The organism is Robbsia andropogonis, assembly GCF_034047095.1.
In the GTDB taxonomy this organism is placed as follows: Bacteria; Pseudomonadota; Gammaproteobacteria; order Burkholderiales; family Burkholderiaceae; genus Robbsia; species Robbsia andropogonis.
Genome location: NZ_CP139167.1, coordinates 21,799 through 45,389, shown reverse-complemented (window position 1 = coordinate 45,389; position 23,591 = coordinate 21,799). Strand labels below are relative to the sequence as shown.

At 55.5% G+C, this 23,591-nt stretch carries 26 protein-coding genes and 1 pseudogene; 12 read left to right on the top strand and 15 right to left on the bottom strand.

All coding sequences use genetic code 11. The annotated features are described in order from the left end of the window. Window positions 1-4: 4 nt before the first annotated feature. From SJQ66_RS11115 to SJQ66_RS11090, 6 genes are all read right to left on the bottom strand, one after another. On the bottom strand, window positions 5-730 hold the full coding sequence (locus SJQ66_RS11115; RefSeq protein WP_320534267.1) for a PRTRC system protein B: 726 nt from the start codon (window positions 728-730) through the stop codon (window positions 5-7). A gap of 1 nt (window position 731) precedes the next feature. After that, window positions 732-1,883, bottom strand: coding sequence for a PRTRC system protein F (locus SJQ66_RS11110; RefSeq protein WP_320534266.1), 1,152 nt, complete (start codon window positions 1,881-1,883; stop codon window positions 732-734). A 108-nt stretch (window positions 1,884-1,991) separates the two neighbouring features. Beyond that, entirely contained in the window at window positions 1,992-2,201 is a 210-nt protein-coding gene (locus SJQ66_RS11105) for a PRTRC system protein C (RefSeq protein WP_320534265.1), read from the bottom strand. A gap of 11 nt (window positions 2,202-2,212) precedes the next feature. Next, window positions 2,213-2,683 carry a PRTRC system protein E gene (locus SJQ66_RS11100; RefSeq protein WP_320534264.1) on the bottom strand — a complete coding sequence of 157 codons (471 nt, stop codon included), beginning with the start codon at window positions 2,681-2,683 and terminating at the stop codon, window positions 2,213-2,215. Window positions 2,684-2,745: 62 nt separating this feature from the next. After that, the gene (locus SJQ66_RS11095; protein ID WP_320534263.1) at window positions 2,746-4,404 is read right to left on the bottom strand and encodes a PRTRC system ParB family protein; all 1,659 of its coding nucleotides are present in this window, start codon (window positions 4,402-4,404) and stop codon (window positions 2,746-2,748) included. A gap of 204 nt (window positions 4,405-4,608) precedes the next feature. Then, entirely contained in the window at window positions 4,609-5,256 is a 648-nt protein-coding gene (locus SJQ66_RS11090; RefSeq protein ID WP_320534262.1) for an N-6 DNA methylase, read from the bottom strand. A 105-nt stretch (window positions 5,257-5,361) separates the two neighbouring features. Between SJQ66_RS11090 and SJQ66_RS11085 the strand changes: the two genes are divergently transcribed. From SJQ66_RS11085 to SJQ66_RS11075, 3 genes are read left to right on the top strand one after another with little or no spacing between them, the layout of a single operon-like run. Beyond that, on the top strand, window positions 5,362-6,591 hold the full coding sequence (locus SJQ66_RS11085) for a site-specific integrase (RefSeq protein ID WP_320534261.1): 1,230 nt from the start codon (window positions 5,362-5,364) through the stop codon (window positions 6,589-6,591). Next, window positions 6,588-7,550: a tyrosine-type recombinase/integrase gene (locus SJQ66_RS11080; protein WP_320534190.1), complete on the top strand. Its 963-nt coding sequence runs from the start codon at window positions 6,588-6,590 to the stop codon at window positions 7,548-7,550. Before SJQ66_RS11085 ends, SJQ66_RS11080 begins: the two co-directional genes overlap by 4 nt. Next, window positions 7,547-8,551, top strand: coding sequence for a tyrosine-type recombinase/integrase (locus SJQ66_RS11075; RefSeq protein ID WP_320534191.1), 1,005 nt, complete (start codon window positions 7,547-7,549; stop codon window positions 8,549-8,551). The genes SJQ66_RS11080 and SJQ66_RS11075 overlap by 4 nt, the downstream gene beginning before the upstream one ends. Before the next feature lie 61 nt (window positions 8,552-8,612). Here the strand turns inward: SJQ66_RS11075 and SJQ66_RS11070 are convergent, their stop codons facing one another. Next, window positions 8,613-9,038: a hypothetical protein gene (locus SJQ66_RS11070; RefSeq protein ID WP_320534260.1), complete on the bottom strand. Its 426-nt coding sequence runs from the start codon at window positions 9,036-9,038 to the stop codon at window positions 8,613-8,615. 496 nt (window positions 9,039-9,534) lie between these two features. Here SJQ66_RS11070 and SJQ66_RS11065 point away from each other — a divergent pair, with 496 nt between their 5' ends. Next, window positions 9,535-10,182, top strand: a complete 648-nt coding sequence (locus SJQ66_RS11065; protein ID WP_407691490.1) for a hypothetical protein — start codon at window positions 9,535-9,537, stop codon at window positions 10,180-10,182. 549 nt (window positions 10,183-10,731) lie between these two features. Here the strand turns inward: SJQ66_RS11065 and SJQ66_RS11060 are convergent. Then, window positions 10,732-11,877: a phage integrase N-terminal domain-containing protein gene (locus SJQ66_RS11060; protein WP_320534258.1), complete on the bottom strand. Its 1,146-nt coding sequence runs from the start codon at window positions 11,875-11,877 to the stop codon at window positions 10,732-10,734. A 1,012-nt stretch (window positions 11,878-12,889) separates the two neighbouring features. Between SJQ66_RS11060 and SJQ66_RS11055 the strand changes: the two genes are divergently transcribed. From SJQ66_RS11055 to SJQ66_RS11045, 3 genes are read left to right on the top strand one after another with little or no spacing between them, the layout of a single operon-like run. Continuing rightward, complete coding sequence (locus SJQ66_RS11055; protein WP_253466266.1) at window positions 12,890-13,906, top strand: PRTRC system protein D; 1,017 nt, start codon at window positions 12,890-12,892, stop codon at window positions 13,904-13,906. Then, window positions 13,903-14,295: a hypothetical protein gene (locus SJQ66_RS11050; RefSeq protein ID WP_320534257.1), complete on the top strand. Its 393-nt coding sequence runs from the start codon at window positions 13,903-13,905 to the stop codon at window positions 14,293-14,295. Before SJQ66_RS11055 ends, SJQ66_RS11050 begins: the two co-directional genes overlap by 4 nt. Before the next feature lie 60 nt (window positions 14,296-14,355). Beyond that, window positions 14,356-14,544, top strand: coding sequence for a hypothetical protein (locus tag SJQ66_RS11045; RefSeq protein WP_320534256.1), 189 nt, complete (start codon window positions 14,356-14,358; stop codon window positions 14,542-14,544). Between the two features lie 380 nt (window positions 14,545-14,924). On the opposite strand, the gene SJQ66_RS11040 is transcribed toward SJQ66_RS11045, so the two are convergent. The 5 genes and pseudogenes from SJQ66_RS11040 to SJQ66_RS11020 all read right to left on the bottom strand — a co-directional run bounded on the left by SJQ66_RS11040 (window position 14,925) and on the right by SJQ66_RS11020 (window position 17,941). Further along, window positions 14,925-15,797 (bottom strand): DUF7146 domain-containing protein, encoded by an 873-nt coding sequence (locus SJQ66_RS11040; protein WP_320534305.1) that lies wholly within the window; start codon window positions 15,795-15,797, stop codon window positions 14,925-14,927. Between the two features lie 36 nt (window positions 15,798-15,833). Continuing rightward, window positions 15,834-16,031 (bottom strand): annotated as a pseudogene (locus tag SJQ66_RS11035) (primase-helicase zinc-binding domain-containing protein); the annotation flags it as partial. Window positions 16,032-16,216: 185 nt separating this feature from the next. Next, entirely contained in the window at window positions 16,217-17,074 is an 858-nt protein-coding gene (locus SJQ66_RS11030; RefSeq protein WP_320534255.1) for a hypothetical protein, read from the bottom strand. A gap of 14 nt (window positions 17,075-17,088) precedes the next feature. Beyond that, on the bottom strand, window positions 17,089-17,517 hold the full coding sequence (locus SJQ66_RS11025) for a hypothetical protein (RefSeq protein WP_320534254.1): 429 nt from the start codon (window positions 17,515-17,517) through the stop codon (window positions 17,089-17,091). 115 nt (window positions 17,518-17,632) lie between these two features. After that, window positions 17,633-17,941 carry a hypothetical protein gene (locus SJQ66_RS11020; protein WP_253466252.1) on the bottom strand — a complete coding sequence of 103 codons (309 nt, stop codon included), beginning with the start codon at window positions 17,939-17,941 and terminating at the stop codon, window positions 17,633-17,635. A 475-nt stretch (window positions 17,942-18,416) separates the two neighbouring features. Here SJQ66_RS11020 and SJQ66_RS11015 point away from each other — a divergent pair, with 475 nt between their 5' ends. From SJQ66_RS11015 to SJQ66_RS10995, 5 genes are all read left to right on the top strand, one after another. Beyond that, window positions 18,417-19,103 carry a nuclease-related domain-containing protein gene (locus SJQ66_RS11015; protein ID WP_320534253.1) on the top strand — a complete coding sequence of 229 codons (687 nt, stop codon included), beginning with the start codon at window positions 18,417-18,419 and terminating at the stop codon, window positions 19,101-19,103. A gap of 228 nt (window positions 19,104-19,331) precedes the next feature. After that, window positions 19,332-20,606, top strand: a complete 1,275-nt coding sequence (locus SJQ66_RS11010; protein ID WP_320534252.1) for a hypothetical protein — start codon at window positions 19,332-19,334, stop codon at window positions 20,604-20,606. Between the two features lie 165 nt (window positions 20,607-20,771). Continuing rightward, window positions 20,772-21,863, top strand: coding sequence for a FlhC family transcriptional regulator (locus tag SJQ66_RS11005; protein ID WP_320534251.1), 1,092 nt, complete (start codon window positions 20,772-20,774; stop codon window positions 21,861-21,863). Between the two features lie 41 nt (window positions 21,864-21,904). Beyond that, complete coding sequence (locus SJQ66_RS11000; RefSeq protein WP_320534250.1) at window positions 21,905-22,063, top strand: hypothetical protein; 159 nt, start codon at window positions 21,905-21,907, stop codon at window positions 22,061-22,063. A gap of 14 nt (window positions 22,064-22,077) precedes the next feature. Beyond that, on the top strand, window positions 22,078-22,500 hold the full coding sequence (locus SJQ66_RS10995) for a hypothetical protein (protein ID WP_320534249.1): 423 nt from the start codon (window positions 22,078-22,080) through the stop codon (window positions 22,498-22,500). 3 nt (window positions 22,501-22,503) lie between these two features. Here the strand turns inward: SJQ66_RS10995 and SJQ66_RS10990 are convergent, their stop codons facing one another. Further along, window positions 22,504-22,839: a helix-turn-helix domain-containing protein gene (locus SJQ66_RS10990; protein WP_320534248.1), complete on the bottom strand. Its 336-nt coding sequence runs from the start codon at window positions 22,837-22,839 to the stop codon at window positions 22,504-22,506. Further along, entirely contained in the window at window positions 22,820-23,197 is a 378-nt protein-coding gene (locus SJQ66_RS10985) for a type II toxin-antitoxin system RelE/ParE family toxin (protein ID WP_320534247.1), read from the bottom strand. Before SJQ66_RS10985 ends, SJQ66_RS10990 begins: the two co-directional genes overlap by 20 nt. Between the last annotated feature and the right edge of the window lie 394 nt (window positions 23,198-23,591).

Genomic DNA, 23,591 nt, shown 5'->3' with positions numbered 1-23,591 from the left:
ATCGTCAACCTCTTGAGCGGCCTGCGATGACATCCGCAAGCGTAATATTCATTGGGACGAGACAGCGCAAAGGGAATTTCGCCCCATATTTACCGTCTAACATTTCCTTCCAAAAAGCGTATTCACCGCGCTTATGCTTCACGCGTGTCGACCCGAAATTCGGGTGGGTGAATGCCGAATCAAAAAAACCGCTTTCCCAGCTAGGGATCGACTTAACGTCAATGGACGAGGGGACTCGTGCGGAGCCGATGCAGATAGCCCCACCATCCCACGTATTGAAGTACGGCGGCTCAAATATCACCGTGTCAGGCTCAGGTCGTTGCGAACCTTTCAGTGCGAACACCTGAAACCCTTTAACAGACGCTCGAAATACGAGGCCGGGATGAGGCACCTCTTCACTTCTGGTCCCAAGTTCCTTGCATTCGAAGAACACGCGTCGTACTGACGGGGGACACCACCAGGTGATTGAGTACGAATCGTAAGCAAGCACTTGCGCAGGCAGGTAGGCGGCTCGCGCAGCCGTGCGTTCCGAAAGCTCTCCGACTGCTTCCAACAGCGCCCGCCGTGTTACGGCAACGCCCGCGCCAATGTACGGCTTCTGAGCCGCACTACGCTCAATAGGGTGAATAGTGGCATAGGACGCCGCCCCGTTATCATCGCTGTACAGCAGAATTGCCTTTGCCAGATAAAGCTCCTGACGGCGGCCACTATCGCTTTCAATACTCCACATTTCACTTTTGCTCCTCAGTCAAGAGCCCGATCAGGCGATCAAGGCTATTCAAAATCTCGATTCCGCGTGCAATACGGCGGTACTGTCTGCCAATCGCTTTTGGGTCCCTCGCAAGCTGCATGAATCCATGAAAAAGACTTCCATCGCCACCCTGATTGAAGTACTCGTAATGGTCGTCAAGGATTTGGCTGATCAAGTCGTCGTCTCCAGTCACGATCGTTGCAGCGCTATACACTTGCTCGCATTGCACGTCCCAGGAAAAACAGGCACCCCGAGAACGTCGTATGAGCAATTCAAGCTCGCGCGTTGCGTCGCACACATTCCTATCGTGTCCCGTGAGCGTCTGAGCCAGATTGGCCAACTGGATCGGGCGCAGTCGTTCGTCCCGCACCAAACGTCCTGTCTCGGAACATGAGCGAGCGCACGAAAGGCCGTTACCCAACAATTCCGCTCGAACCGTCGAAGGAAGAAAGGGAGATCTGTCCTCATCCGACTCACCAAAACGCTCCGTCAAGAACTCGACCGCGTCTTCGTCGGATATCCCTGGATCACCTTCCCAGTAATGGTAGGAAAACATCTGCAGCAGGTCGTCTGAGGTTCGAAGATGTATGCCTAAGGACGCCGCTGCCGCCTCGACGATCTGCAGGCAGCTATGCATCAACAAAGGATGCGATTTGGCCAGCTCGACAACACGTGGCTTAAACGGATGGATGTAATCGCCATCCGTCTTAAGACCCATATACAAGACCGCGTCGTTTGGTATATGGAAGTCTATTTGGCTGTAGGCAAGGTCCTCGCCCACAGCTGCTGCATCAAGCAGAACTGGCGCGAGGCATAATCGCGTCCACGTGTTCGCACACCGACGCATCCACGCAAAAAATCCTTGAGCGAATGCATCTAGAGGGGATGTAACCTCTTGCACGTCCGCAGCACGGATAGGACCATACCGAAAGTGCATCGCAGCCATGGCCGATATCTCCTTCTGTGCCGATTGCTGCTTCACTACAGTGGCCGGCACATCTTCCGCTATCTTTGGAAGCGTCAGAAAATCATCGGCAAATCGACATTGGGTATCGGAAGGCGCTCCGCAACTCGGTTCGCCGCCATTTCCCCCCACGATTTCGCTACCAACTTGTCGAGGATCCAGCAACATTTATGTAGTTCCTCATCATGAAAAAAAACCGCCCTCTCGGGCGGCTCCAGGTTCTTAAGATTCGCTTCCGAATTCAAAAGCGCTTTTAACAAATCAGCTTTGCGCATATCAGCCCTTGGCGCCCGCCGCCCGAAGGAAGGTGTAGCGCATAACCGTTCCCTTCACCTCCGGCCCATTGACCGAAGCGGTCGTCAGTTCGGGGTATTGCGCGCTATATAGATCCCGTACCTCATCCGCGCTAAATTGCGGCCCTGGGTCTACAAAAGTCATTCCGTTATAGGAAAACTCACGGATGGCCTTGCTAATAGAGATCGACATGTCGCTGCCCCTCAAAATAACAACGACGACATGTCGGTGCCGGCTTGAGGCGTCGTGGGACGCTCCTCCACCATCTCGTCGGAGACCACCGTTTCGATTCCATCACCGTCCTGCTCATCGGATGCGCCATTCGCCGAAGCTCCCTGCCTACGCATAGGCTCAGACGTCTTTGCCTTCGCAGAGGATGACAAGGACTTTTGCGCCTTATTGGCTGACTCCTTCGTGGCAGCGTCGATGATGGCCTTCGTCGCCTCCATTTGCTCCGCGAGGGAACAATGGGCGGCGCTGAAGCCCGTGATGACGGACGCAAATTCAGCGTCCAGCTCAAGCGGTGACGCACTCAGCACCAACGGTTGCTTGAGCGCGCCTTCACTATCGCTTGCACCCGGCACGACGACGACGGTCATCTGCTCGCCTTTTACAGTGATCGTCATATTTACCCGACCACTCGATCGCACCAAATCACTAATTTCCTGAAACATTGCTTTCTCCATAGGGATGACGGCTGCCCGAGAACCGGGCAGCATCAACATAGATAAATGGTTTAAAACTGCATGACCTTTGGGACTTTGCCGGAATAGTCGAAACCCTCGACGGCTAGCAATGCCTCGATAAGCTCGGTTTTCGGCTTGGCAAATGTCTTCCGGCAGTTGTCGCCCAGGGCCTGCGCGATACCGATCTCATCGGCCAGCGCGAGCATCTCGGATTTCGTGATCATCTCCAAAAGCTCCTTCGATAATGACCAGTGCTTTCCGAGATTCAGCTTGTGGTGACGGCAAAGACTCACGAGCTCTGCAACCTCCAGCCCCTGAATCCCCGCAAAACACGTCGCAATGATCAACGTGGTTTGCTGGTCCGCCGACAGTAAAGCGACAGCCGCAGCCGATTTTGCAATATCAAGCGTTTCGGCTTGCTGCTTGGTCACCTTCTCATAGAGGCTACGCAAGGTATCCTCTTTCACTTTCCGGGCGTTACCGGTCAGCGCAATGGCCAGAAGATACTCGCGGGCCAGATCGACGTTCATTCCGATGTCTTTGCGCAACGCAGCGCGCCACACACCGACTCGGTACGTTTTCACACGATCCGACTCAGCAACCGTTGTAACGGGCGGCGAATCGGCTGTCACCTTGGCACCTTTGACTGACGTCGTTTTGCTGGACGATGTTTTGCCTAACGCCGCTTGCGGTGCTGCCGCGCGAGATGCCGACTCCGCTTTCAATTGCTTCGACACCATCTTCATATTGCAGACGGTGTCAAAGCATTGACCGCGGTACACTCGACCAACGGTGTCGGGCAAGCCACTTACTGCAGCGCCATAGTTCTTACAAGCGTGGCATGCCTTGGCCTGCTCCACGCCCACACCTTTCGGGCCTTCTGGTACCAGTTGTACACGAGTGAACTTCTCCCCTGGACGAACGATACGCACCACGGGGTAAGCGTCCCTTAGCCCTTCGGCGATGACATTGATCGCTTGCTCGGTTTTATCCGTGTAGCAGATGCGGTTCGTGCAATTTCCTGTCGCGATCGACTCACCAAACATTTCGGTCTGAAGCGCCGAGTTATGTGGGCACGATGCGCAGTCGGACTTGTCGAAGATCGCTGATTCGAGCGCGCACGCGGCTTGCTCGATGACGCGTCTGAGCTCCGCGACCGTCTTGCTTTCGTTGGTAACCACAGGCAACAGTAATACCTGCTTCTCCTTGGGCAAGACTGCCAACAACTCCGCATGGCCCAATTGGATTTTTCGTCCAGCGAGCGCCACGATCACCGAGTGATCGCAGTTCATGAGAGCGAGCCGCCGATCCAAGGTCGCTCGCGTCCAGCCCATGCGGCGCGAGGCTTCATCGCGATCGTTGTTCACCAAGCCCAGCATTTCGGAAGCCCATTGGGCCTCTTCTCCTGGCGAAACATTGGCGCGCTGCGCATTTTCGGCCAGGGCGGCCGCGCGGGCTTCGAACTCGTCCATTTCACGGATTAAAACCGGGGCCTCGTAATCGGGACCAAAGACTTTCGTCATTGCCCTGTAACGACGACCACCGGTTACGAGCTCGAAGGCATCGTCTACCGGTCGGATGAGAATGGGTTGGAGCAGACCCTGAGCCTTGATAGAAAGCTCAAGATCAGCCATCTCCTGATCGTCAAAATACAGCCGGGGGTTCTGACCCAGACGAATTCTGGACAGGCTAACAGTGCTACCTTGCATAACAGGTCTCCAGTAAAGGGACCTGTCCCATTGGGAAATGGTCCCAATGGGGTGAAAAAAAGGCCGAATGGCCCGGTGTCGATGCGTCAGAGACGCGAGGAATTGAACAAACGATACGCGAAAAAAGAACGACGCTATCCCTCGAATGCTCACTAATTACGGTGGGCTTTCGTGGAAAAAACGTGGCTAAAGATACTACGTTGCTTAAAACAGCGTCATCTGCTCTACGACATCAAATATCATAGGCGTGGGAACTTCCCGCACGACGTCCTCAAAAAGCGCTGCTATATCCGCAGCGGACCCGTTTGGAGACTCAACACTGACCTTGCGTTCAGTAACAATTGGGGCAGCACCGTTGTCGCTCCCGGCCTCGACATCGCATGGCGCACCTGCCGCAGCAGTGACGTCGACAACATCATCGGGCGACCCGGGTCGGTGTAACGAACGGCGCCCCTCTCGACCAAGCTCTTTGCTGAGTTTGCCTCGCCAACCGCCGAGAACGTGCATTGGCGTTTGCCAAATGCTCCATACCTGCGCAGTCAACGCATTCCCGTGGACGACAATAGCAGGAATGCCAAGCAGTGAAAGCTGCAGATACGCCATGTGAACGCATCGCGCGTCTATATCGATACAGGTCGCATGCATCTGCTTCTGGTAGTTATAGCCAGCATCGCGGACGGCCTCTGCAGCCGCGATAACCATTCCAGCCGCACCGCAAGCCGGCTCCTGCAAGCGCAGGAAGCCGTTCTCCTCGATCGCTTGCTGCGAGCCGTTGATCGTGAGCTTCGCCATCAGACTCGACACATGGTAAGGCGTGAATAATGCGAAGTCGAAGATTATGCGAAGCCCCACCACGGGCGCTCCGCCCCGAGAGCGTCAAAGGGGGGCGAAGCGCCAGATGGACATTGCATAAGAAACGGCGTCTCCTTTGGGTTCAACCCTCATAAGGAGTTCGCCATGAATGTCTTCGAAGCTCTTCCAGAACCTGCTTCGTCGCGATTGCGTGACGGCAAACTCGCGCCGCTCGCACAGATCTACTACGATCGATTGTCGGCGCTGAAGTACGCGCCAGTCACGATCCGGTCGTATTTAATTTCCCTTTCGCACTTTTCTCTATGGGCAAGGGGACGAGCTTTCGACCTCGCGAGTTTGGATCGCCACATCACCTGCTTTCTCGATCGTCACCTTCCGCGTTGTACCTGTGCTGCCCCGGCTCCCAGAAGCCGACATCACCTTAGCGCCGCGCTCTGGCACTTGACGGAAATCGTGCGAGCAAGCGGATTTGGGCACGAGGATCCGTGTATCGAAAGATACGAGGCGGTGCTATCTCGCTTTGACGACTACATGTCGCGGGCAAAAGGCCTCGCAGCAAGTACAAGGCTGCGGCGAGTCGCAATCGTCCGAAGCCTGCTGTGCATGCCAACAAGAGCGATCACTCCGACGGCCGAGGAGCTGCGCGCGTTCCTGATGAGGGAGTTCTCTCGCATTTCTACCGCCAGTGCAGGAGTGACGGCTTCCACCATCCGGAGCTATCTCCTTTTCCGCGCAAGTGACGGTGATCCCGTCACCCATCTGCTGCCAGTCGTCGCCAAGCCGGCGCACTGGCGCAATTCCGCACTGCCAAAGACTCTTGCTCCCGACGAAATCGAGCGATTGCTCAGCGCCTTCCCGTCTGATCTGCCCTCGCGGCTGCGGTGCTACGCGATCGTCCGTTGCTTGGTCGATCTGGGCCTTCGAGGATGCGAGGTGATTGCCCTGAATCTCGACAATATAGATTGGCGAGCTGGCACTGTCTCCATCCAAGGGGGTAAGACACAACGGTCCGATATCCTGCCGTTGCCTCATGCAACTGGCGCCGCCATCGCCAGCTACCTACGTCTAGAGCGTCCGCCCACCACAAGTCGGCGCATCTTTGTTCGACATATCGCGCCAGTGGACAAGCCAGTGAGCACCGCCGTTGTTCGACGGACAGTTCGAGAGGCATATCGTCGCGCTGGCCTGCCGTACACCGTCGTGCACGTTCTGCGTCATACGCTGGCTCGGAGGATGCTCAATAGCGGCAGCACATTGAAGGAAGTCGCCGATGTACTGCGCCATCGCGAGTTGGATGCGTCACGTATTTACGCAAAGGTGGACTTTAGCCACCTGATCCTCGTCGCCATGCCGTGGCCCGGGAGCGCAGCATGAGCGCCCCAACATTGATGCAAGACGCGGTGCGCCGCTACGTCGAAGAACGGCGACGGCTGGGCTTTACGCTGAAGGCAGAGGCATATGCGCTCCAGCGATTCGCGCGCTTCGCAGATGCGCGAGCCCACCGCGGTCCGCTTACCGAAGCCCTGATGCTCGCATGGGCGCAAGAACATGTGAGACGAACCAGCTCGGTGACAGCCGCCCGTCGACTGGAGGTGGTGCGCCCATTCGCGGCGTACTACAGGCAGTTCGAACCAGACACGGAGGTTCCGACACTGAGAGTACTAGGATGCGGTCATCGGCGGCTTACCCCTCATATCTTCACTGACGCCGAGCTTGTCGATTTGCTTGACGCAGCAGGCCGGCTGTCGCCCAGCTGGGCTCTGCGGCCCCAGACCTACCGTGCGATCTTTGGGCTGCTCTCAGCGGCAGGGCTCAGGCTTTCCGAGGCGAGGCTTCTGACCCTTGGTGACGTCGACCTCCGAGGGGGATCGATCACTGTGCGCAATGCGAAGTTCCATAAGTCTCGCTGCCTGCCCCTTCATGAGAGCACGGTCAGCGAGCTGCAGTCATATCGCAACGCTCGTGATCGATGTCACAGCACCGAAATAGACTCTCCATTCTTCGCTTCGCGCGACGGCGGCTATCTCCGAAGGTCGGCCGTGGAGTACGTCTTTCGACGGCTGCAGCAACAACTCGGCTGGGTAGCACGCGGGGACCACCCGCTTCCTCGCGTGCACGATCTCCGTCATACGTTCGTTGTGCGACGCGTGCAGCGCTGGCGCGAGGCGGACCAGTCGATCGAGCACGCGATGTTCTGGATGTGCACGTACCTGGGTCACGCCAGGATCTCCCATACGTACTGGTATCTCACTGCGATTCCAGAGTTGATGAGCACCGTCGGAGACCGGCTCGAGGCCTTCGTTGAGACGGGTACGATCGGAGGTGCACGATGAACCGTCAGACTGCGACATCCTTCCCGCGACTCGTGCAGGAGTTCTTCACGTACTACATGGTGCAGCAGCGAGCCCTGAGTCCGCGCACCGTCGCCTCCTACCGCGATACCTTCGTGCTCCTTTTGCGATTTACTGAGGTCAGGCTCGGTCTGGCGGCTCATGAGTTGGACATCGTCGATCTGAACGCCAAGTTTCTCAGTGAATTCCTGGATCATCTCGAAGTTCAGCGGCACAACTCGGTACGAAGTCGAAACGTCCGGCTCGCGGCAATACGGGCGTTCTTGAAGTTTGCCGCCAGGCGCGAGCCAGCGAGTCTTGGTGCAATCCAAAGTGCACTTGCGGTTCCGATGAAGCGATATGACCGCAAGCTGGTCGGTTTCCTCACGCGCGAGCAGATGACGGAGGTGATCAATGTGGCGACGGACACCTGGATCGGTCAGCGCGACCGGCTGATGCTCAGCATCCTATTCAACACGGGTGCCCGGGTCTCCGAGATCATCGGCGTGCGTGTCGGCGACATCGTACTCGGTCCGTGTAGCAGTATCAAGCTACGTGGTAAGGGCCGCAAACAGCGCTCGTTGCCCTTGTGGAAGAGCGTAGCAAAGGGCGTGCGCGACTGGTTGTATCTGAATCCACAGTTGGTTGAAGACTCGCCATTGCTGCCCACGCGTGATGGCCGGCACATGACGAGAGCCAATGTAGCGCAGCGCCTGCAGCTTGCTGTGCAGGCAGCGTCAGTCCGATACCCGGAACTGAGGTCGATGAAAGTGTCCCCGCACGTCGTGCGCCACTCGACCGCCATGAGCCTGCTACAGGCCGGTACTGACGCCTGCGAGATCGCACTCTGGCTTGGACATGAGAGCCCATCTACGACGCACATGTATGTGGAAGCGGACTTGGCGATGAAGCAGCGCACCCTGGCTCGGCTGAAGCAGCCTGATGTAAGGCCCGCTGTCTATCGCGCACCGAAGGCACTGCTGGCGTTCCTCCAAAGTCTTTGATTATGTGAAGCCGGATTTACTCGGAAAGGCCCGTCAGGAGGAGTACTCCTTCATGATGGGCCTAGCTTCGCATAATCTTCGACTTCGCATTATTCACGTTATGCGCAGCTGCGCATAACGTGAAAAACTGCCCGGTACGATCATTGCCCAAACCAAGACCCATAAACGTCTCGCCAAGAACATCCGTGAGCGTATTGGATGTCACCCGCTCTTCCAATTCGATCGTCAAAAGGCCCAACATTTCAGGAAAAAGTGCGAGATCTTCCGAAGCATAACCCTTGACCACTTCGAGGTAGCGCTTTTCCCGAGCATCGAACTGGGAGCGATCCACGGCGTTCGATATCGACAAGGCCGCCAACTCGACGAAGTCTGAAAATACCTGCTCAGGTCGGTGCTTAGCGGGGAAAGAATGAATGGCAGCGATAAGTGCGGTTTTGCGCCCGCTGCCCATCGACTGCTTAAGATTTTTGGCTATTTTGCGAACCATGCATGCTCTCCGAAGGACGAAGAGCTGCCCAGGACGGGAGAACTCCCGTCTGGGTTAAATCGATGCGTCGTGGGACGCGTTAGGTGGAACGACAATACAGCAAATTCGCCACTCGAAAACGGCAAATGCTACCTATATTTGGTGCGCTTAACGATTACGCGGACCTAAAGTATCCACAGAATCGGCCTAACTTCCTGTTGAAAAATCACGTAACGCTATGTTTGCGAATGGATAATATCGATAGCATATTAATTAGGCATCGATCTACCAGACAAACGTCCGTCTTCCTTGAAACTCACGATGCCTTGCGCAAATAATCGAACCCCTAATTGCGAATGATGCATAAAAAGCGGTATCTTTCGGGTTCGAAACAAAAAGCCAGTCCACGACAGGAGTGGCGATACAAGCCCCACCCAGTATCCACACGACCGATCCAACCGCGCCGACGTCTACCACTATGATTGCTGAACTGATTCCCTGCCCTAGCTGCGCCGGAATGCCAAAAATAGGTCGTTCCCAGCGTCTAGCCGTGCCGTTTTACGAACGTCGGGTTGATTACCGGATCTTCGGTGACTTCGGTTATGACACCGCCCCGGAAAACGGTGACTCTGGAGCACGCCCACCCGGCATGCCCGAAACGATTCAATTGCGAAATATCCACTGCGCTGACTGCGGCATGGCCACGGCGTGGGAAGATCTGAAAGACGGCGAAGCTGAAATCGATGTGCTGGAGCGAGTCGGCCGCCGTTGGAATACCCGCGTAGAACGTCCAAAGTACAGCGACGACGATGTACGCGCCTTGATAGACCGGGAAGTCGGGGTTAAAGACGAACAACTCGTCCTGGCAATGATGGCCACCACGGACGACGACCAATGGGAGCTTCGGGGGCCGGTGCTTAAAGCAGCCGCGCTGCGCATACTTGATGCCACGCTGACCGGTCGCGAGTACTGGCCAATCGAGCCGACACTTGAGGACGCGGCACGCTTTCGCAAAATCACTCAACTGGTCAAGATGGTTATCGTGGACGGGGTGCCGTCGATCCAATTCCCCTGCCTTCCGTCCGACGCCGCCTACACCGATTTCGCTTGGGAGGCCAGGGTGGCCAGAACCGTAGACGATTTACCTGACCGGGATCGCTGGTAAGTCCGGCGGCGTTAGTCTCTCGATGAGCGCCATTAATCTGCGCGGTCCACGACTTCTGTGGCAATAGGCGTCGAATTCGAACTGCCGAGTACTGTCACGCACTTTCTCTGCGCTATCCGACGTGTACGCAATGATTGCGACATCCCAACATTTATCGTCGTTTCGCAGCTTTCGCGCAGTGGCACATCCGTCGCCTAATACAACGTCTGTTGCGACCACGGCAATGTCAGGCCGCCATGCCTTAGCAGTTACCAACGCTTGCGCACCGGTAGCTGCTCGCATCGTGTCGAAACCACGCAGCTCCAGCTCCTCGCAGAGCATGGCAACCTCGTCCCCGTGATCGTAAATCAGCACGCGAATGTTATTCGCGTCACGGACAACGTGGCGGGGCGACCAAATCTCCTCACCTACCTTTTCTACCACTTTGCCATACCTCAGCGACCAATGACGGCGCAAACCACCGTAACACATAATTAGACGACAAACTGTCGCGCTCGCGGCCGGTCTATGCGCTACTAAAGACGTGATCATTCCAATGTGAACGGCCGTTTACCGAGGTGCCAGGTGCGCCATAGCGCGATATAACGATTGCCGTGTAACTCCCAAATGCTTTGCGGCCTGCGACACGTTGCCATTCGCCTGATCAAGCGCTTGCTTGGCTTCATCTGGAGAGATGCGCTTTCGTTGAATTCCAGCCATCGTGTGGTGGGTCGATAGATACGCACCGGTTTTCGATGCCTTGCTATGCCCAGCCGCCTCTACCGCAAGTTGCAAGGCCTCGCGATGCAAGTCAGCATCAGGACGCAGCACGCTACCTTTTACCGGCGCCGGCGCACCACTGATACGTTCATAGTATTTCTGGAGCCATTGGTGACGAAGCCCGTGACTCGTGACGCCGAGCCCTTTCTTATATATGCCGAACTTGCGCAACACGAAGTTGTAGTGGTCTCGCCACCGAGCGATCGTGTAGGTCGCCGGAGTCGTTGATCCGCTCAAGGGGTCGCACAGTGCGAGCGCTTCGGCAAGCACGTCAAGGCGCAACTGCGTTGGAACCAAACGCTCACGCCCGCCCTTTGTTCCGTCCTTCACCCTCAGCGTATCAAGATTGCGTAGCGCCGATGCCGGCTTCAGGGAAAAGCTTTCTTCAATGCGCAGGCCAAACGCCGCCTGTAGCTTGAGCTGGACTGCCACCCGCGGATATTGCTTACCTATCTCAGAAATCAAGCTGTCGGCGTCGACGCCCGCCGCCTCCCACGATTTATCCGTGGTCGTCACATACGTGCGCTTAAGGCCGGCAGCGTCTCGATCGACGTAGTCTTCGAGCGACAGCACTAGGCCGCGCTTTCCTATCCATTTGGCATAGGCACGTAGGTGAGACAATTTGTTCTCGATAGTGCCGCCCGATTGCCCTTCGCCGATCCAATAGGCAACCAATGCTGTAAGGTGCTTTGCTGAGAGCGCGTGCGCACTTTCAACCGCAAACCCTAATGTGCGCAGCTCCGCAAACGTCCGGCAGACGGTGTACATCCGCCTTTCCTGCGTCTTGTAGGAAGTGACCTTCGGGCTGACGCGGGTGCGACTCAGCACCTCGCTTACTTGCGCGGCGCACACCACAGCAAGTTCCGCTTTGAGCCGCGTGGGGAGCGAATAGCGCTCTACCATCGCATTCACATCTAGTTTCAGGCTATTTTTCATCTTCACCCATCTCCCTTTTAGCGCAGTCGCAATCTGCCCCTACCAAGCATTGCTGCACCTTCGTTTCTCTTCACCGGTATTTCGCTACCGCACGTTTTCCTACTGCCTTGCTCTTCCTGACCTTTAGCGATATCTGACTGGCCAACCACACATGGGGAAGCATCCATGCGTCGACTGTCCGACAGCCGCACCACGAGCGGTGCTCGTTGGATTGCGTCTATCGGTTACTCGGTTGTGAGGAACGCCATCTCACATGAACGGCATCTTGCTGATCGCTCGATTGCCGCCACCCGCGTAGCTCTTGTTGCGCTGTTCTTTCCACGGCCGCGCGCGCCGTCTTATATGCGTCTCAGAGAATGGAGCGATGCTGATGCAGCTCACCACTCTCCCGCCCCCCGCGCTCCACCATCTCGCTCGCACCTGTTTTAAGGAGCGACCAGTGGATGCGTTTCTGACGTTTGGGGAACGTGTAGCAGGCTCCTAATTCGCGCTCGGGATGTGTCCGGATGTCCGGTGCCACATGTCCTCATTGCGCATCATTTGTGGGAATTCACCGTGCAGCCCAGTAGATATCTTGGTGTACGGTGTACTCAGTGTGCGCCATCATGTGTTTGATGGAATTGAAAAAAAAGCCGCTTCAACGTGCGGCCCGGTCATTTGATTGATGTATTGGCCATCTTCGCGGCTTTCTCGGTCCCGAAGATGACATGCTCATAGGGCGCAATATGGCCCTGTGAGCTATTCGATGCGTCAGCGACGCGGTAGGTGAAGTAAGCATAGCGGCTTATGCGTTGCCGTCGCATATCAAATGCTGCGTAAATTCGCCTCGCTTTTGAATCCTTGACTTCGTGTAGTGCTCGATAGACTCCTAGGTGGTTACGAGCCAAAGTCACCCTGATCTGACAGTTCCGGGTGACTTTGGACTCCGCCACAGTTCAACGATTCCGAAAGTCACCCCAAACTGTCAGATTCGGGTGACTTCGTATCACGATAGCCATCTTGGGAGCGTATTTTGAAGACTTCAGTGTTCGCAGTAGACGTCGGTTACGGTAATACGAAGTACGCCTTTCGCAACGGCTCTAATGTCGCTACCGGAATGTTTCCCTCGCTTGCGCCAATAGCTGCCACCCACAGTCTGTCCTCGTTTGGCGATGGCGTGCTCAACACTCGCCGGGTAACCAAGGTGTGCATCGAGGGCGCCTACTACGAGGTCGGCCCAGACGTGGCCATCACATCCGCTTATGGCAACACGGGCCGAACCCTATCGGAAGATTTCGCCTTATCGGCAACCTATACGGCGCTGCTCGGAGGTGCATTTCATTTCTCCGGTGTCACCACCATCGAGCGGCTCGCGCTCGGATTACCGGTACACAACATGCAGAAGTACGCCAACGAACTCAAGGAGCGCTATACCGGAGCGGTCGACTTCGGCTACGGTCCGGTCGCAATCGGCCGGGTCCAGGTTATTCCCCAGCCCCTGGGCTCGTTGGTATTCGCATCCGCAAACCGCAGCAACGAATTCCAACGCGACAGCGCCCATTTGATCGTCGACGTGGGGTACTTCACCACCGACTGGGTCTACGCGAATGGCTTCACGATGGATGACAAGCGTAGCGGCGGCTTGCCGGGCGGTGCCTCGCATATCTATCAGAGCATCGCAGGCCTCATCTCCCGTGACCAGGGTGAACCCGTCAACGATCTGGAGCGCATCGATAAGGCTTTGCGCGAGAGCAAACCGTTTTTCTTTTTTGGTCAGGATATCGACCTGCAACCTTATCTAGACCAATCGGCACCGGTCATCAACGCCACGGTCAAGGAAATTCAGAATAACGTCGGTCGCCTGGCCGACGCACGCTCCATCATCCTCTCCGGTGGCGGCGCGGCACTCTACGAGGCGGCAATACGCCAGGCATTCCCCCGCGTTGCCGTCGAGGTTCTCGACGCCCCCTGTTTCACCAATGCGAAAGGCTTCCTTGCGATTGGCGAAATGGGCATAGCGCGCGAGCGCACGCTCGCTAAGCGCGCATGAACGAGCCGACCGCCGCCAAGATCGAAATGAAGCTGGTTATCGATCCGATCGACACCCCGTTTCTGCACGCTCGACTCTCAAAATGCAGCACGCCACGCAAGCGTGCAACGCTGCTGCGCATACTGGGAGAGTTAGCCGCAATGAATGCCCTGCAGCCATCTACTCTCCCGGGTCAGACGATATGGCATCCGGCCGGGGCTACACCAATAGACGATACGGCCGAGACGAGCGTTTCTATTGGCATCCCGCCGACCAGGTCCCCCACTATAAAATCGGCCGGTGAGACGGCAAAGAAACCGGGACACGCAGCCGTCGAGACGAGCCTACCACTCATCAACGAAGACAATCTAGATCTGGACATCGCAAATCAGTTCGCCGCCTTTGATTGAGGATGCTTGCCTTAGAAAATTCCCTGGCAAACTAATCCCATCTACCTCGGAGTCAATGACATGTTTTCTTCTATCGCACACGCCGTCCTGTCCGTCTTTTCTTTTTCGCCTGCAGATGCCTTGAATCTCGATTACGCGCACGATCCACTTGCCTGGCTCGTACTTGCCGGGGGCGCCTGCGTCGTCGCCGCCACTATCGAGCTGGAGACAGGTATCGTGAAGATGGTCAACAAGCTAAAGTCGCTCTGACACAACGGCAAAAAAAAAGCGCCGCCCCCTAGTTATGGGAGCGGCGCTTTTTTATTCAATGTAGCCGACTGAGCTTCTCGGCTTGTAACTGGGAAACACAAAATTCCCAGGCTGTCCAAAACGACAGATCACGATGACGCGTTCGCATCGACGATCGGTCGATCACATCAAAGGCCACGGCTTCCGATTTCCCTGCCGGCTGACTTCCATTGTCGATACCTGTCGTGCCAACAATAGCGAAACGAGAAATAATCACACAAAACTGAGACATCTCAACTCCCCAAAAAGCAAGAAAGCCCAGACGGATCTCTCCCGGTGGGAGGAACCCACCGGGCCAAATAAAGTTTCGTTACCGCTTCTCTTTCAATTGAAACGCGTTTCTACATATGCACAGCGACACGGGCAGGCGTTCTCAGATGCGGCCTGTATTTCGCAACACGGCGCAACGCAACATCTGGCGAAGCACCGTTGACCAATTCCATCCACTCGTCGGCGAAGTCCGTCCCCTCCACACGCGGGCGGTGAATCACGACGTCAAAGCCTTGAGCGCGTAGGCGCTTGGCCAGAACATCGCCCGCCTGCACGCCTGGACGCTTTCCGCACTTCTGGTCAACACGGTCATAGTCCACAAAAACATGGACCTTGCGAATACCATGTCCATGCGGAACTTCGAACTGAGCAAGATGCACCCGATTGAGGCAATACCACATAGGCACGGAAAACATCGTGAAAGCCGCGTAGGCGGTCTCCAGCCCTTCACAAACGCCGATTTCACCATTCGCCGACGGCATCAGGCGAACCGCGCCGCCAGACAACGGGTTGAGTGTTGCATCGTTGCGTTTGACATCCAGCACCACGCCATCACCATCGCAGATCGTCGCCTTGGCCGGCTTCACCCGGTCTAAATACGTGCGGTGTAACGTGCCCAAGCTGCCATCGGGCAACAGATACCGCGCCACGATACCCGGCCAGGAACCGAGCAATTTTCCATCCTGCCAAAATTCCAGCATGCCCATGCGTAACGCATCCGAGACAGGCGCATTCATTCCTGGCACCCGAGATTGCAGATAGCGCATCACATGGTCATCGATGGCGAGGGGCTTGGCGCCCTCCCACATCTTGTTCAAGCGTTTGGCGACTGCAACTGGGTCTTTACGCCCCTCAGCCGTACGCAATGCAAGGGGGACGTCAACTGGCTTCAGATTGTGTACCAATGGCCCGGTAAGCTCACGCTCGAGTTCACGAAAAGTCATCCCGGTAACCGAAGTGATCAGGGCAAATCCGTCGCCAGCTGCGGGGGATCCGTCGTCGCATTGACGGCACACCCAATTGCCGCGCCCGTACTTATTGTCATAAGTGAAGCGATCGTTACCGCCGCACATAGGACAGGGAGCACCTTTACCTGTAAGTGAGCTCGCTGCGACCCCGTACTTCTGGAGCAGCGATAACCACTGACCGGACGTGAGCTCCAAGTCTTTCAGTTTCATATTTCACCTCAAGGGAAGTGGTAGGGTCGATGTCCAGAGCGGACGGGGAAACCGTTGCTCAACGAAAATCGCGCTCGCGGCGAGCTTCGTTCAGCAGGCTTTTTGCTTCTGGAGAAAAAGGGACTTCAGCACCATGCGCGCTTGCGCATGGTGAGATAGTCAATATGGAGAGTTGCTCGATGGACTTACCTGGTGATCCGCCATTTCCAACGGTTCCAATACACTCGGACGTTGTCTCGGAACAGAGGCTCACCATCGTCACCAAACGCTGCGACCGCTTCTTTACCCAACCGATGAACTTTTACGCTTTCACCAATCTCTGCGGCCGCCATCGTAATCGCGTCCTTCAAGCCCTCACCCTGAAGCACGCGCTCAAATCCATCAGCCTGACGCAGTCGAAGTGCGAAAGATTGATAGGTTGCGCTCTCACCAGGCTTGGGTTCGCGACGCGGAAATGTCTCCTCGCCCCACCCCTGGATAACACCAACGTGAAAATCAGTGCTCGAACGCCGGGTATTGCGCGCGGTAACGCTTTTCACCACGGTGCGGCTCGGTCGATGCGCCGGTTCAGATGACGTCTCGTGGGCCGGGTCGGGCACGGGCGATTGCTCGACGGCGGTATGCGTGCGCGTGGGTGCCTCCTTGCTCTGCGTCGACTCGCATCCGGAGGCGGCTCGAATTGCTGCTGTGACGGCATCACGCATCGATGAATAATGGGTCCCCACCTCAGTCCAGCTTGGCACGAGATCTGGAAGGACCTTGACACCAAACGATCCGAAATCGCGAAGATCGCTTGCGAATTTCGGCTTGAACTGAACAACATACTCACTCTCATCGACAAAGAGATTGGGTATGCCCGCGATCGTCACTCGCGTCTCGTTCGAAGCCCCCTGGCCAACTATCACGGGAACGTCAGGTGTGCTCTTCCCCACGTTCGGTCGGTTCACCGCAACGGGTTTCGCTCTGTTTGCAGGCTGCGCAAACTCCGGGTCAACGGCGTGGGTAATAAAAATCTTCTGGAACAAACTAGCGGCAAGACTCATCACAAAAGCCTCCTCTAAAGCAGCGTGCCGACTAAATGACGGCGAACCTCTGCAAAGTCATATTTCAACAATGGGGTTGACTGAATCACGTATTGCAGCGTTTCTGGATCGACACCATTCACGTCGCATACGAACCGATACGGAATAGCGCCGTCCCAAAGCTCCATAACCCAGCCAAGCGTTGCGAAGTAATCAGCAGTGTCGATGCGGCGGTTGCGAAGTCGCTCAGAGATGAGCGTTGCGCAGTCCATGAGGGACTCGGGCATCTTGTCGTTTTGTCGGCTGTCGCATGCCAACTCGATAAGCGCGTCGACCATTTTTTCCCGGACAGCCTCACTCCACTGCATGGGGTCCGGAAGTGGGTCCGGCTTTATCGCCGGCTTGAAGATGGGTGTGGGATCGGCGAAGAAGTCACATTGATATGCCGCCACATGGTCATTCATGGGATGGCTCCTAGGAAACCGGGGAGCCCCATGTCCCGCGCCGGGGAATGGAACTCCCGGAATGCGGTGGGAGGCGACGAATCCTCAGTGGATTCATCACCTCGTTGATCAGGTACTAATCCTTCGTACCATTCTTCAAATCGACGACAGCAGCAGATTTCGCATATTGCTTGCGGATCGGCCGAACGTTGTCGGGTGTACTCGACACTGTCGACTGCGCCGGCCGGTGCTCGCTATGGGCTGATGAATCACCCTCGGCTTGCTCGACTTCGCGCTCAGCACGAGCTTTACTTGCCAAGTGGTGCTTCAAATAAACAAAGCCACCACCAAGCAGGAAAAGCAATACCGCAAAAGAGTGCTGCGCCATATACACGACATAGCAAACGGCAAGCAACTTGAGCGGGTTCTTTATCAGATTAGGCATTTTCTTCTCCGTACGGACGGGATCACAAGGGAATTGGCCAGGTCAGGCGACATGGCTATTTCGATGCTCGGCGAGCAAGGAAACTCGGCACCAGAGTGCTTTCTTGAAGCAGCGCTAACTGCGGACGCGGATTCAAGAAAGAACTCAGTGCTCAGGCGGGAGAGGAAGCTGGGAGGAGCCGAGCGGGCATGGGTGCACCGCTTGGTTAGATCGATGCGCTAGTGCGCGAGGGGGTATCGCAAGCATATACGCGTAAAGGCAATCTGCAACCACCAAATGGTTATGCAAATCGATTCGCTTTCGAAACCCGACAAAAAAGCGTTTCGTTTACCACTTTCCGTCGAAAGCTCACGTTTTTCGATCATCTTTCGCCATTTGACGTTGAAGAAAATTCGATACGCTAGACACTTCGATGTCTTGACTTCAAAAATAACGCTTCAGACTACAGCTATCACAACCTCAAAAGCCATTTGCCATGCTGTCACTTCTGATACTCGCCTTCGTAGGCTACGTGATCTATTGCTACATCAACCGTGACAGGGCGGAAACGCGCTCCCGAGGAGGCGTATTCACAAAAATGAGCGACGCTCGCGGCGCTCTGGGTGAGCGCGCGATCCAAAAAGAGCTTGCAAGAATCCTCCCAACAATTTGCGGCGATGACTTTTATCTTCACAGCGGGCCAGCCATCTTATTGCATGCCCCTGGTACGGCATACCCAAGTGCGGAAATTGACCACCTGGTGATCACGCAGTTCGGCGTTTTCGTCATCGAGACCAAGCATTGGTCCGGGCGCGTGCGCCCAAGTCCATCGCTAGATCACTTGATACGCATCAGCCCTAGCGGCTTGAGTGAGACGCGCAAATCGCCGCTGGCACAAAACCGAACCAAGGTCGCCTTCCTGCAAAAGACTGTTTCGGGAATGGGGTGCCCCGTGCGCAGCGTGGGCGTGTTCGCGGCACCCAACTGCACGCTTGAGGGCGATCTACATCCCGATCTCATTTACAGCAGTGACCTCCCTCAATGGCTTGTAGCGCAACGTGATCTACACCTTTCAGCAGGCTTTGAAAGACTATCCATATCTGTATTGACTAATCGTATCTTGTCGGCCTGCGATCTTTCACACGATGCCGAAGCACGGCACCGCGCAACTGTTATGCGTTGATCAATAAAAGGAATTCATGCCCTATTCAATGAAATTTCCTGTAGTGCTTCTAAAGATTCCCGAAGTTTTACCGCTATTCGGTGCTTCCAATAGTTTCTTGAAGGTGCTTCTAGTTTCACCGGTCTCAGTTTGCTAAGCATAGCTGCGTCCACACTAGCAGGCCGCCGTCTTCTGCTTCGATTACACGCTCTTTAGAGCATTCTTATTTAAAAGAGAGAGGTTCTTCGCATGGCCAAACCACCCCCCCTTAAAAGAATTAACAACGATCGCCAAGAGAACGTGCAGTTCGACCCCTCTGCGCTCGAGGACGACGACGACAATACGCCAGCCACGGATGCGCAACTCAATGGAACATCGAATCAGCCGTTGAATAGCGATGAAGTTCGCCTGGTAGCTAAGACCATGCTGGGGACGGAGGTTCCCGACGACATCCGCAACGCGATTGTCGAAGAAAGCATCAATATCCGTATTACCAAAGATCGAATTGTCGAACTGCACATGAGCATCGCTCTGTCAGCGGTCAACATTTTGCGACACATCACGCGAGCTCTCGAACGTAATAATCTCCCGTCCCCGCGACTCACTCAGAGAGCGGAGCGCTTGACTTACGAGTTCCTAGAACGCATCACAGGGTTCTCGAAAGCGAATGTCGTGATGTACCTACGCGAATATCACAAATTCTTCCGAAACCCAGAGGCCATGCGATATTTGGGCGCGACCGATATGCGCGTTCTCCTGGCGAAAAACAAGACCGAGGAGATGGTCAAAGCGGTTATTGACTTACGTAAAGACAAACCAAAAGCCTCAGGCAAGGAGGTGCAGGACTTGCTGGATCGCGTTAAGAGAGCCGAGCAGCGGATCTCCGAACAGGAACTCGAAGCGACCATTCTGCAAGAGCGCTCGGAAAGCGCAGAGCAATTAGCGCGCGAGGCGAATGACGAGAAAAACCGTCTGCAAAACGAAAACGAGCGTGCGCAAGCCAAGATCGCGCAACTCAAGGACAAATCAGAATCGATGGTACTTGAGCTGCGCAACACCACCGGAAAGCATACGTCGCTCGTGCGAGAGGCGGACGCCCAGCGTGTTGAGATTGCTAAATTGGCGGGTGAATTGTCTTCGCTAAAGGCTAACCCGCTGAAAATCATCGAGAAGGTCGAAGTGCCTCCTGCGGGATTGGTCTCAATGCAAGAGACCATCAGACAAAAAATGTCCCACCTCGATAGCCTGGACGAGCAAATAATTGCGTCCAACAGCAAGCTTGAAAACCTGCGCCGTGAGCAGGCCGAGATCGATGGCGAATTGGAGAAAACTCGGATCATCAAGGATCGCATGAACAGTGTACTGGCCAAGTTCAGTGAGTTCAGCGCCGAATATACCGCCGCCCAGGTCTTGATATCTGGCAGCTCGATCTCGCCTTACCGCCATTTCCTTGAGGAATTGTCGGAGCGCTTGACGAAGTTTGCAGACGAAACCCGTTTGGCGATTTCGCAAGCCGATCATTAATAAAGCTGTGCCGATTAGGCGCCGGAGGATTCGACCTGGCGCATAAGTTATCCCAGGGAGTAGATGGTGCGGAAGTTAGATGAATACAAGGCAATCGAAAGCCTATATGTGCCGTCGTGGTTGGAAAAAATCATCCACGACACCAATTTCGACATAGCAGACACGATGAACATTGCACTGCTAAGCGAGCCCACCTTGGCCAAAATCTTCCGTTTGAATTCAGCACAGTCACGGATGTTGCGCTCGGACCGTCATGCGCTCGTGAGCCTACTGCAAACCCCTTTCTCAATGCAGACCATCACGCTGCGCACTATCGCGGACTGGGACTGTCTGGTAGACGGCACACCGACAACTCGGGCCGTCGATGAACTGATGCAAAACGTCCCCAACGATATGGCGCCACTGACCAAATCGAGTATTGACGAGGCCAACAAGCGCTTCATGACCGTAGTCACTACAATACTTCATCTCAACATCCTCGCAGCGCCCCTGCTCGGCATCTCCCCGGAGCTCGCGACATACCTGAAGTCGATGACTGGGCACAAACTGCATTCGCTCATGGAGCGCGCGCCCGGCCTGCCGCTATTCCAGTTTCGGTTTGCCAATTCCCGGTTTTGGGAGGAGCTCGCCGACAATTCGATCACGGCCGAGTCGATCGGGCATCAACTCATGATGACCTCTCCTGCATTGGAGGATTTTGTCCTGCCGAAAAATTGGGGCGTCCAATTTCGCTTGCCTAAAAATGAGGCAGACCGTTACGCCGATGCCATGATGGCATATGGCTGTCGTGCCAAGAAGGCCGCCGACTTGCTCAATCTCAATACTGCCCAAATGCGTAAGCGCTATCTCGCGATTCATGGCACGCCGTCAACGTGCGGGAATCAGGCAACATCCTTGCCGTGGTTCGTCGAGACCCCCAAGCGACGCTTGCAAGCGTCGTTCTTTGCATGGTTGTATCGATATGCACTGAATTCAGGGGTAAATGTGCCGCAAGCCATTATCGCAACGAACGACCTGTACGAGAAATTGTTCGGCGCAACCAGCCTGATCAACCAGGATCGGGCCATTCTGTTGATTCGCTCGATGTCCGCCGATAATCGACTGACAATGACCGGGTGCCGCAATTGCGGTACCGAATATGTACTCTCGAATTGCGACAACCGGATTGAAATGCAATCGCAATTTGTCTGCCCGGCTTGCCTGCTGAAGCTCGATGGCCGGACACGCTCTACCAAGAAGAAAAGGCCTCAGGAATGAATAACCCGCACCCTAAACGGCCCGCCCCTCTTAACATGCGCATGGATCACGAGCCCGGCTTCATCGTCTTCGACGCAGACGGACACGCGCAATTCGCTTGGAGGGACAATCGAACGGACTGCTTCTTCTCGGAAGCAGACGGTACCCTGCTGCTCGACGTGGTCGCCGCTACCGCCTGGACTGGCGACTCGATCCATTAACAAGACACCATACAATGGAAGACTTCTCCTACCTGTTCCAAGACAGCGCACACGCATGGTTACGTGGGCGTGGAGATTCACGATTTCCGACTTACGAGCGGCGGTATCGGGCTGCTCAGGAGGCCGCCGGCGAATCCTTCAACCTTGAGGATTTCAACGAGGTTGATAAACGCCCAGATCAGTTCCGAGACCGCCCAATAGCCCGCTTTCTTGCCCGACCGGCATTTGCGAAGTTCGCCATCGCATGCTTCATAATCTGGTGCTCCGGCCGACTCGTGCCGGTCTTGGTTCAACGCGATCCGGAAGGGGCGGCTTTCTTGCTGGTAGTCGCTTTCGTGATGCTGCGGATTTTTCATCGGCGACCGAAGAAAGAAGACCATCGACGTCTTTGCAACATGGTATTGGCGAAAAGCGAACGAGACAACGTTTCCTCGTGATGTTTATGCCACGGCGAGCATCAAATGCCCAATTGCTTCTGTCGCCGGTTTAACCTTGATCTCAATGTCGTAGCCAAGCCGGTTCAGACAGTCCATCAACTTGCGTTCTGAGAGATTCGAAAAATCCCCGCGCAGCAGGCCGGAAACCTTCGGCTGAGAGATGCCCATGCGACGAGCGGCTTCCTCCTGCGTCAATCCAAGCTTACGCAAAGCCTTCGTGATTTCGATCACTAGGCCTGACTTGATCTTGAGTTTGTCGGCGTCGGCAAACCCCAAATCGGCAAAGACATTCCCTGAACCCGTTTCGACTTCAATACCTTCAACGGTTCGCTTTTTCATCTCGAAACTCCTTAGCCAGCACTTCAGCGACCTTTAGCCTAGCGCGGATGACATCCATATCCGCCTTTGGCGTGGCGATCCCGCTCTTGCTCTTCTTCTGGAAGCAGTGCAGCACAAAGACCGCTTCCTCAAATTTCACGGTGTAAACGGCGCGATACGTGCCGCCAACGTCGTCTTCGACAACCTCAAGGACTCCGGCCCCGCCGAAGCCCTTGAGAACCTTGGCGGCGTCGTGTTGGTTACCCCTTTGGGCAAAATCCAGGGCGTGCCCGAAGAACTTGCGCACCTCGATCGGGAGCGAGATCAAGTCTTTCTTGCTGCTACCTATCCACACGAGTGGCTTTTCTAAAGTTGTCATGGCTACATTATACCATAAATAGTATAATCACAAGTGGCTGGAACTCCCGAGCGCGACTAGAGCAATAGTCAGACGCACAAAGACAATAACGGACCGAGAGTGCTTGGTCTCAGTGTCAGTAGACAGGAGATCTTCGGTCGCTGGGACCGTCGCGCCCTGCGAGTTCAAGAACGCACCGCCAGAGCTGACCACGTGCCCGGCCTTTTGCGGCAGGCCTACGTACCAGAAAATCGCAATTCCTTGTTCTTACAGCGCGGGCATTCGCTAAGTTATTGGAATACTTCGTAATTTTGCACTTCGGCTGACTAGCGCTGGTCCTGACCTAAAGGGACTGCCCTCCTGCAGGTCATCGCAGTTGTGGTGCGGCGGGTTTTGCGTCGGCCCCCAACGGCGA

Coding starts and splice junctions, on each gene's coding strand:
- SJQ66_RS11115 (WP_320534267.1), bottom strand. CDS start 730: ATGTGGAGTATTGAAAGCGATAGTGGCCGCCGTCAGGAGCTTTATCTG.
- SJQ66_RS11110 (WP_320534266.1), bottom strand. CDS start 1,883: ATGTTGCTGGATCCTCGACAAGTTGGTAGCGAAATCGTGGGGGGAAAT.
- SJQ66_RS11105 (WP_320534265.1), bottom strand. CDS start 2,201: ATGTCGATCTCTATTAGCAAGGCCATCCGTGAGTTTTCCTATAACGGA.
- SJQ66_RS11100 (WP_320534264.1), bottom strand. CDS start 2,683: ATGTTTCAGGAAATTAGTGATTTGGTGCGATCGAGTGGTCGGGTAAAT.
- SJQ66_RS11095 (WP_320534263.1), bottom strand. CDS start 4,404: ATGCAAGGTAGCACTGTTAGCCTGTCCAGAATTCGTCTGGGTCAGAAC.
- SJQ66_RS11085 (WP_320534261.1), top strand. CDS start 5,362: ATGAATGTCTTCGAAGCTCTTCCAGAACCTGCTTCGTCGCGATTGCGT.
- SJQ66_RS11080 (WP_320534190.1), top strand. CDS start 6,588: ATGAGCGCCCCAACATTGATGCAAGACGCGGTGCGCCGCTACGTCGAA.
- SJQ66_RS11075 (WP_320534191.1), top strand. CDS start 7,547: ATGAACCGTCAGACTGCGACATCCTTCCCGCGACTCGTGCAGGAGTTC.
- SJQ66_RS11070 (WP_320534260.1), bottom strand. CDS start 9,038: ATGGTTCGCAAAATAGCCAAAAATCTTAAGCAGTCGATGGGCAGCGGG.
- SJQ66_RS11065 (WP_407691490.1), top strand. CDS start 9,535: ATGCCAAAAATAGGTCGTTCCCAGCGTCTAGCCGTGCCGTTTTACGAA.
- SJQ66_RS11060 (WP_320534258.1), bottom strand. CDS start 11,877: ATGAAAAATAGCCTGAAACTAGATGTGAATGCGATGGTAGAGCGCTAT.
- SJQ66_RS11050 (WP_320534257.1), top strand. CDS start 13,903: ATGAACGAGCCGACCGCCGCCAAGATCGAAATGAAGCTGGTTATCGAT.
- SJQ66_RS11045 (WP_320534256.1), top strand. CDS start 14,356: ATGTTTTCTTCTATCGCACACGCCGTCCTGTCCGTCTTTTCTTTTTCG.
- SJQ66_RS11040 (WP_320534305.1), bottom strand. CDS start 15,797: ATGACTTTTCGTGAACTCGAGCGTGAGCTTACCGGGCCATTGGTACAC.
- SJQ66_RS11030 (WP_320534255.1), bottom strand. CDS start 17,074: ATGAGTCTTGCCGCTAGTTTGTTCCAGAAGATTTTTATTACCCACGCC.
- SJQ66_RS11025 (WP_320534254.1), bottom strand. CDS start 17,517: ATGAATGACCATGTGGCGGCATATCAATGTGACTTCTTCGCCGATCCC.
- SJQ66_RS11020 (WP_253466252.1), bottom strand. CDS start 17,941: ATGCCTAATCTGATAAAGAACCCGCTCAAGTTGCTTGCCGTTTGCTAT.
- SJQ66_RS11015 (WP_320534253.1), top strand. CDS start 18,417: ATGCTGTCACTTCTGATACTCGCCTTCGTAGGCTACGTGATCTATTGC.
- SJQ66_RS11010 (WP_320534252.1), top strand. CDS start 19,332: ATGGCCAAACCACCCCCCCTTAAAAGAATTAACAACGATCGCCAAGAG.
- SJQ66_RS11005 (WP_320534251.1), top strand. CDS start 20,772: ATGAACATTGCACTGCTAAGCGAGCCCACCTTGGCCAAAATCTTCCGT.
- SJQ66_RS11000 (WP_320534250.1), top strand. CDS start 21,905: ATGGATCACGAGCCCGGCTTCATCGTCTTCGACGCAGACGGACACGCG.
- SJQ66_RS10995 (WP_320534249.1), top strand. CDS start 22,078: ATGGAAGACTTCTCCTACCTGTTCCAAGACAGCGCACACGCATGGTTA.
- SJQ66_RS10990 (WP_320534248.1), bottom strand. CDS start 22,839: ATGAAAAAGCGAACCGTTGAAGGTATTGAAGTCGAAACGGGTTCAGGG.
- SJQ66_RS10985 (WP_320534247.1), bottom strand. CDS start 23,197: ATGACAACTTTAGAAAAGCCACTCGTGTGGATAGGTAGCAGCAAGAAA.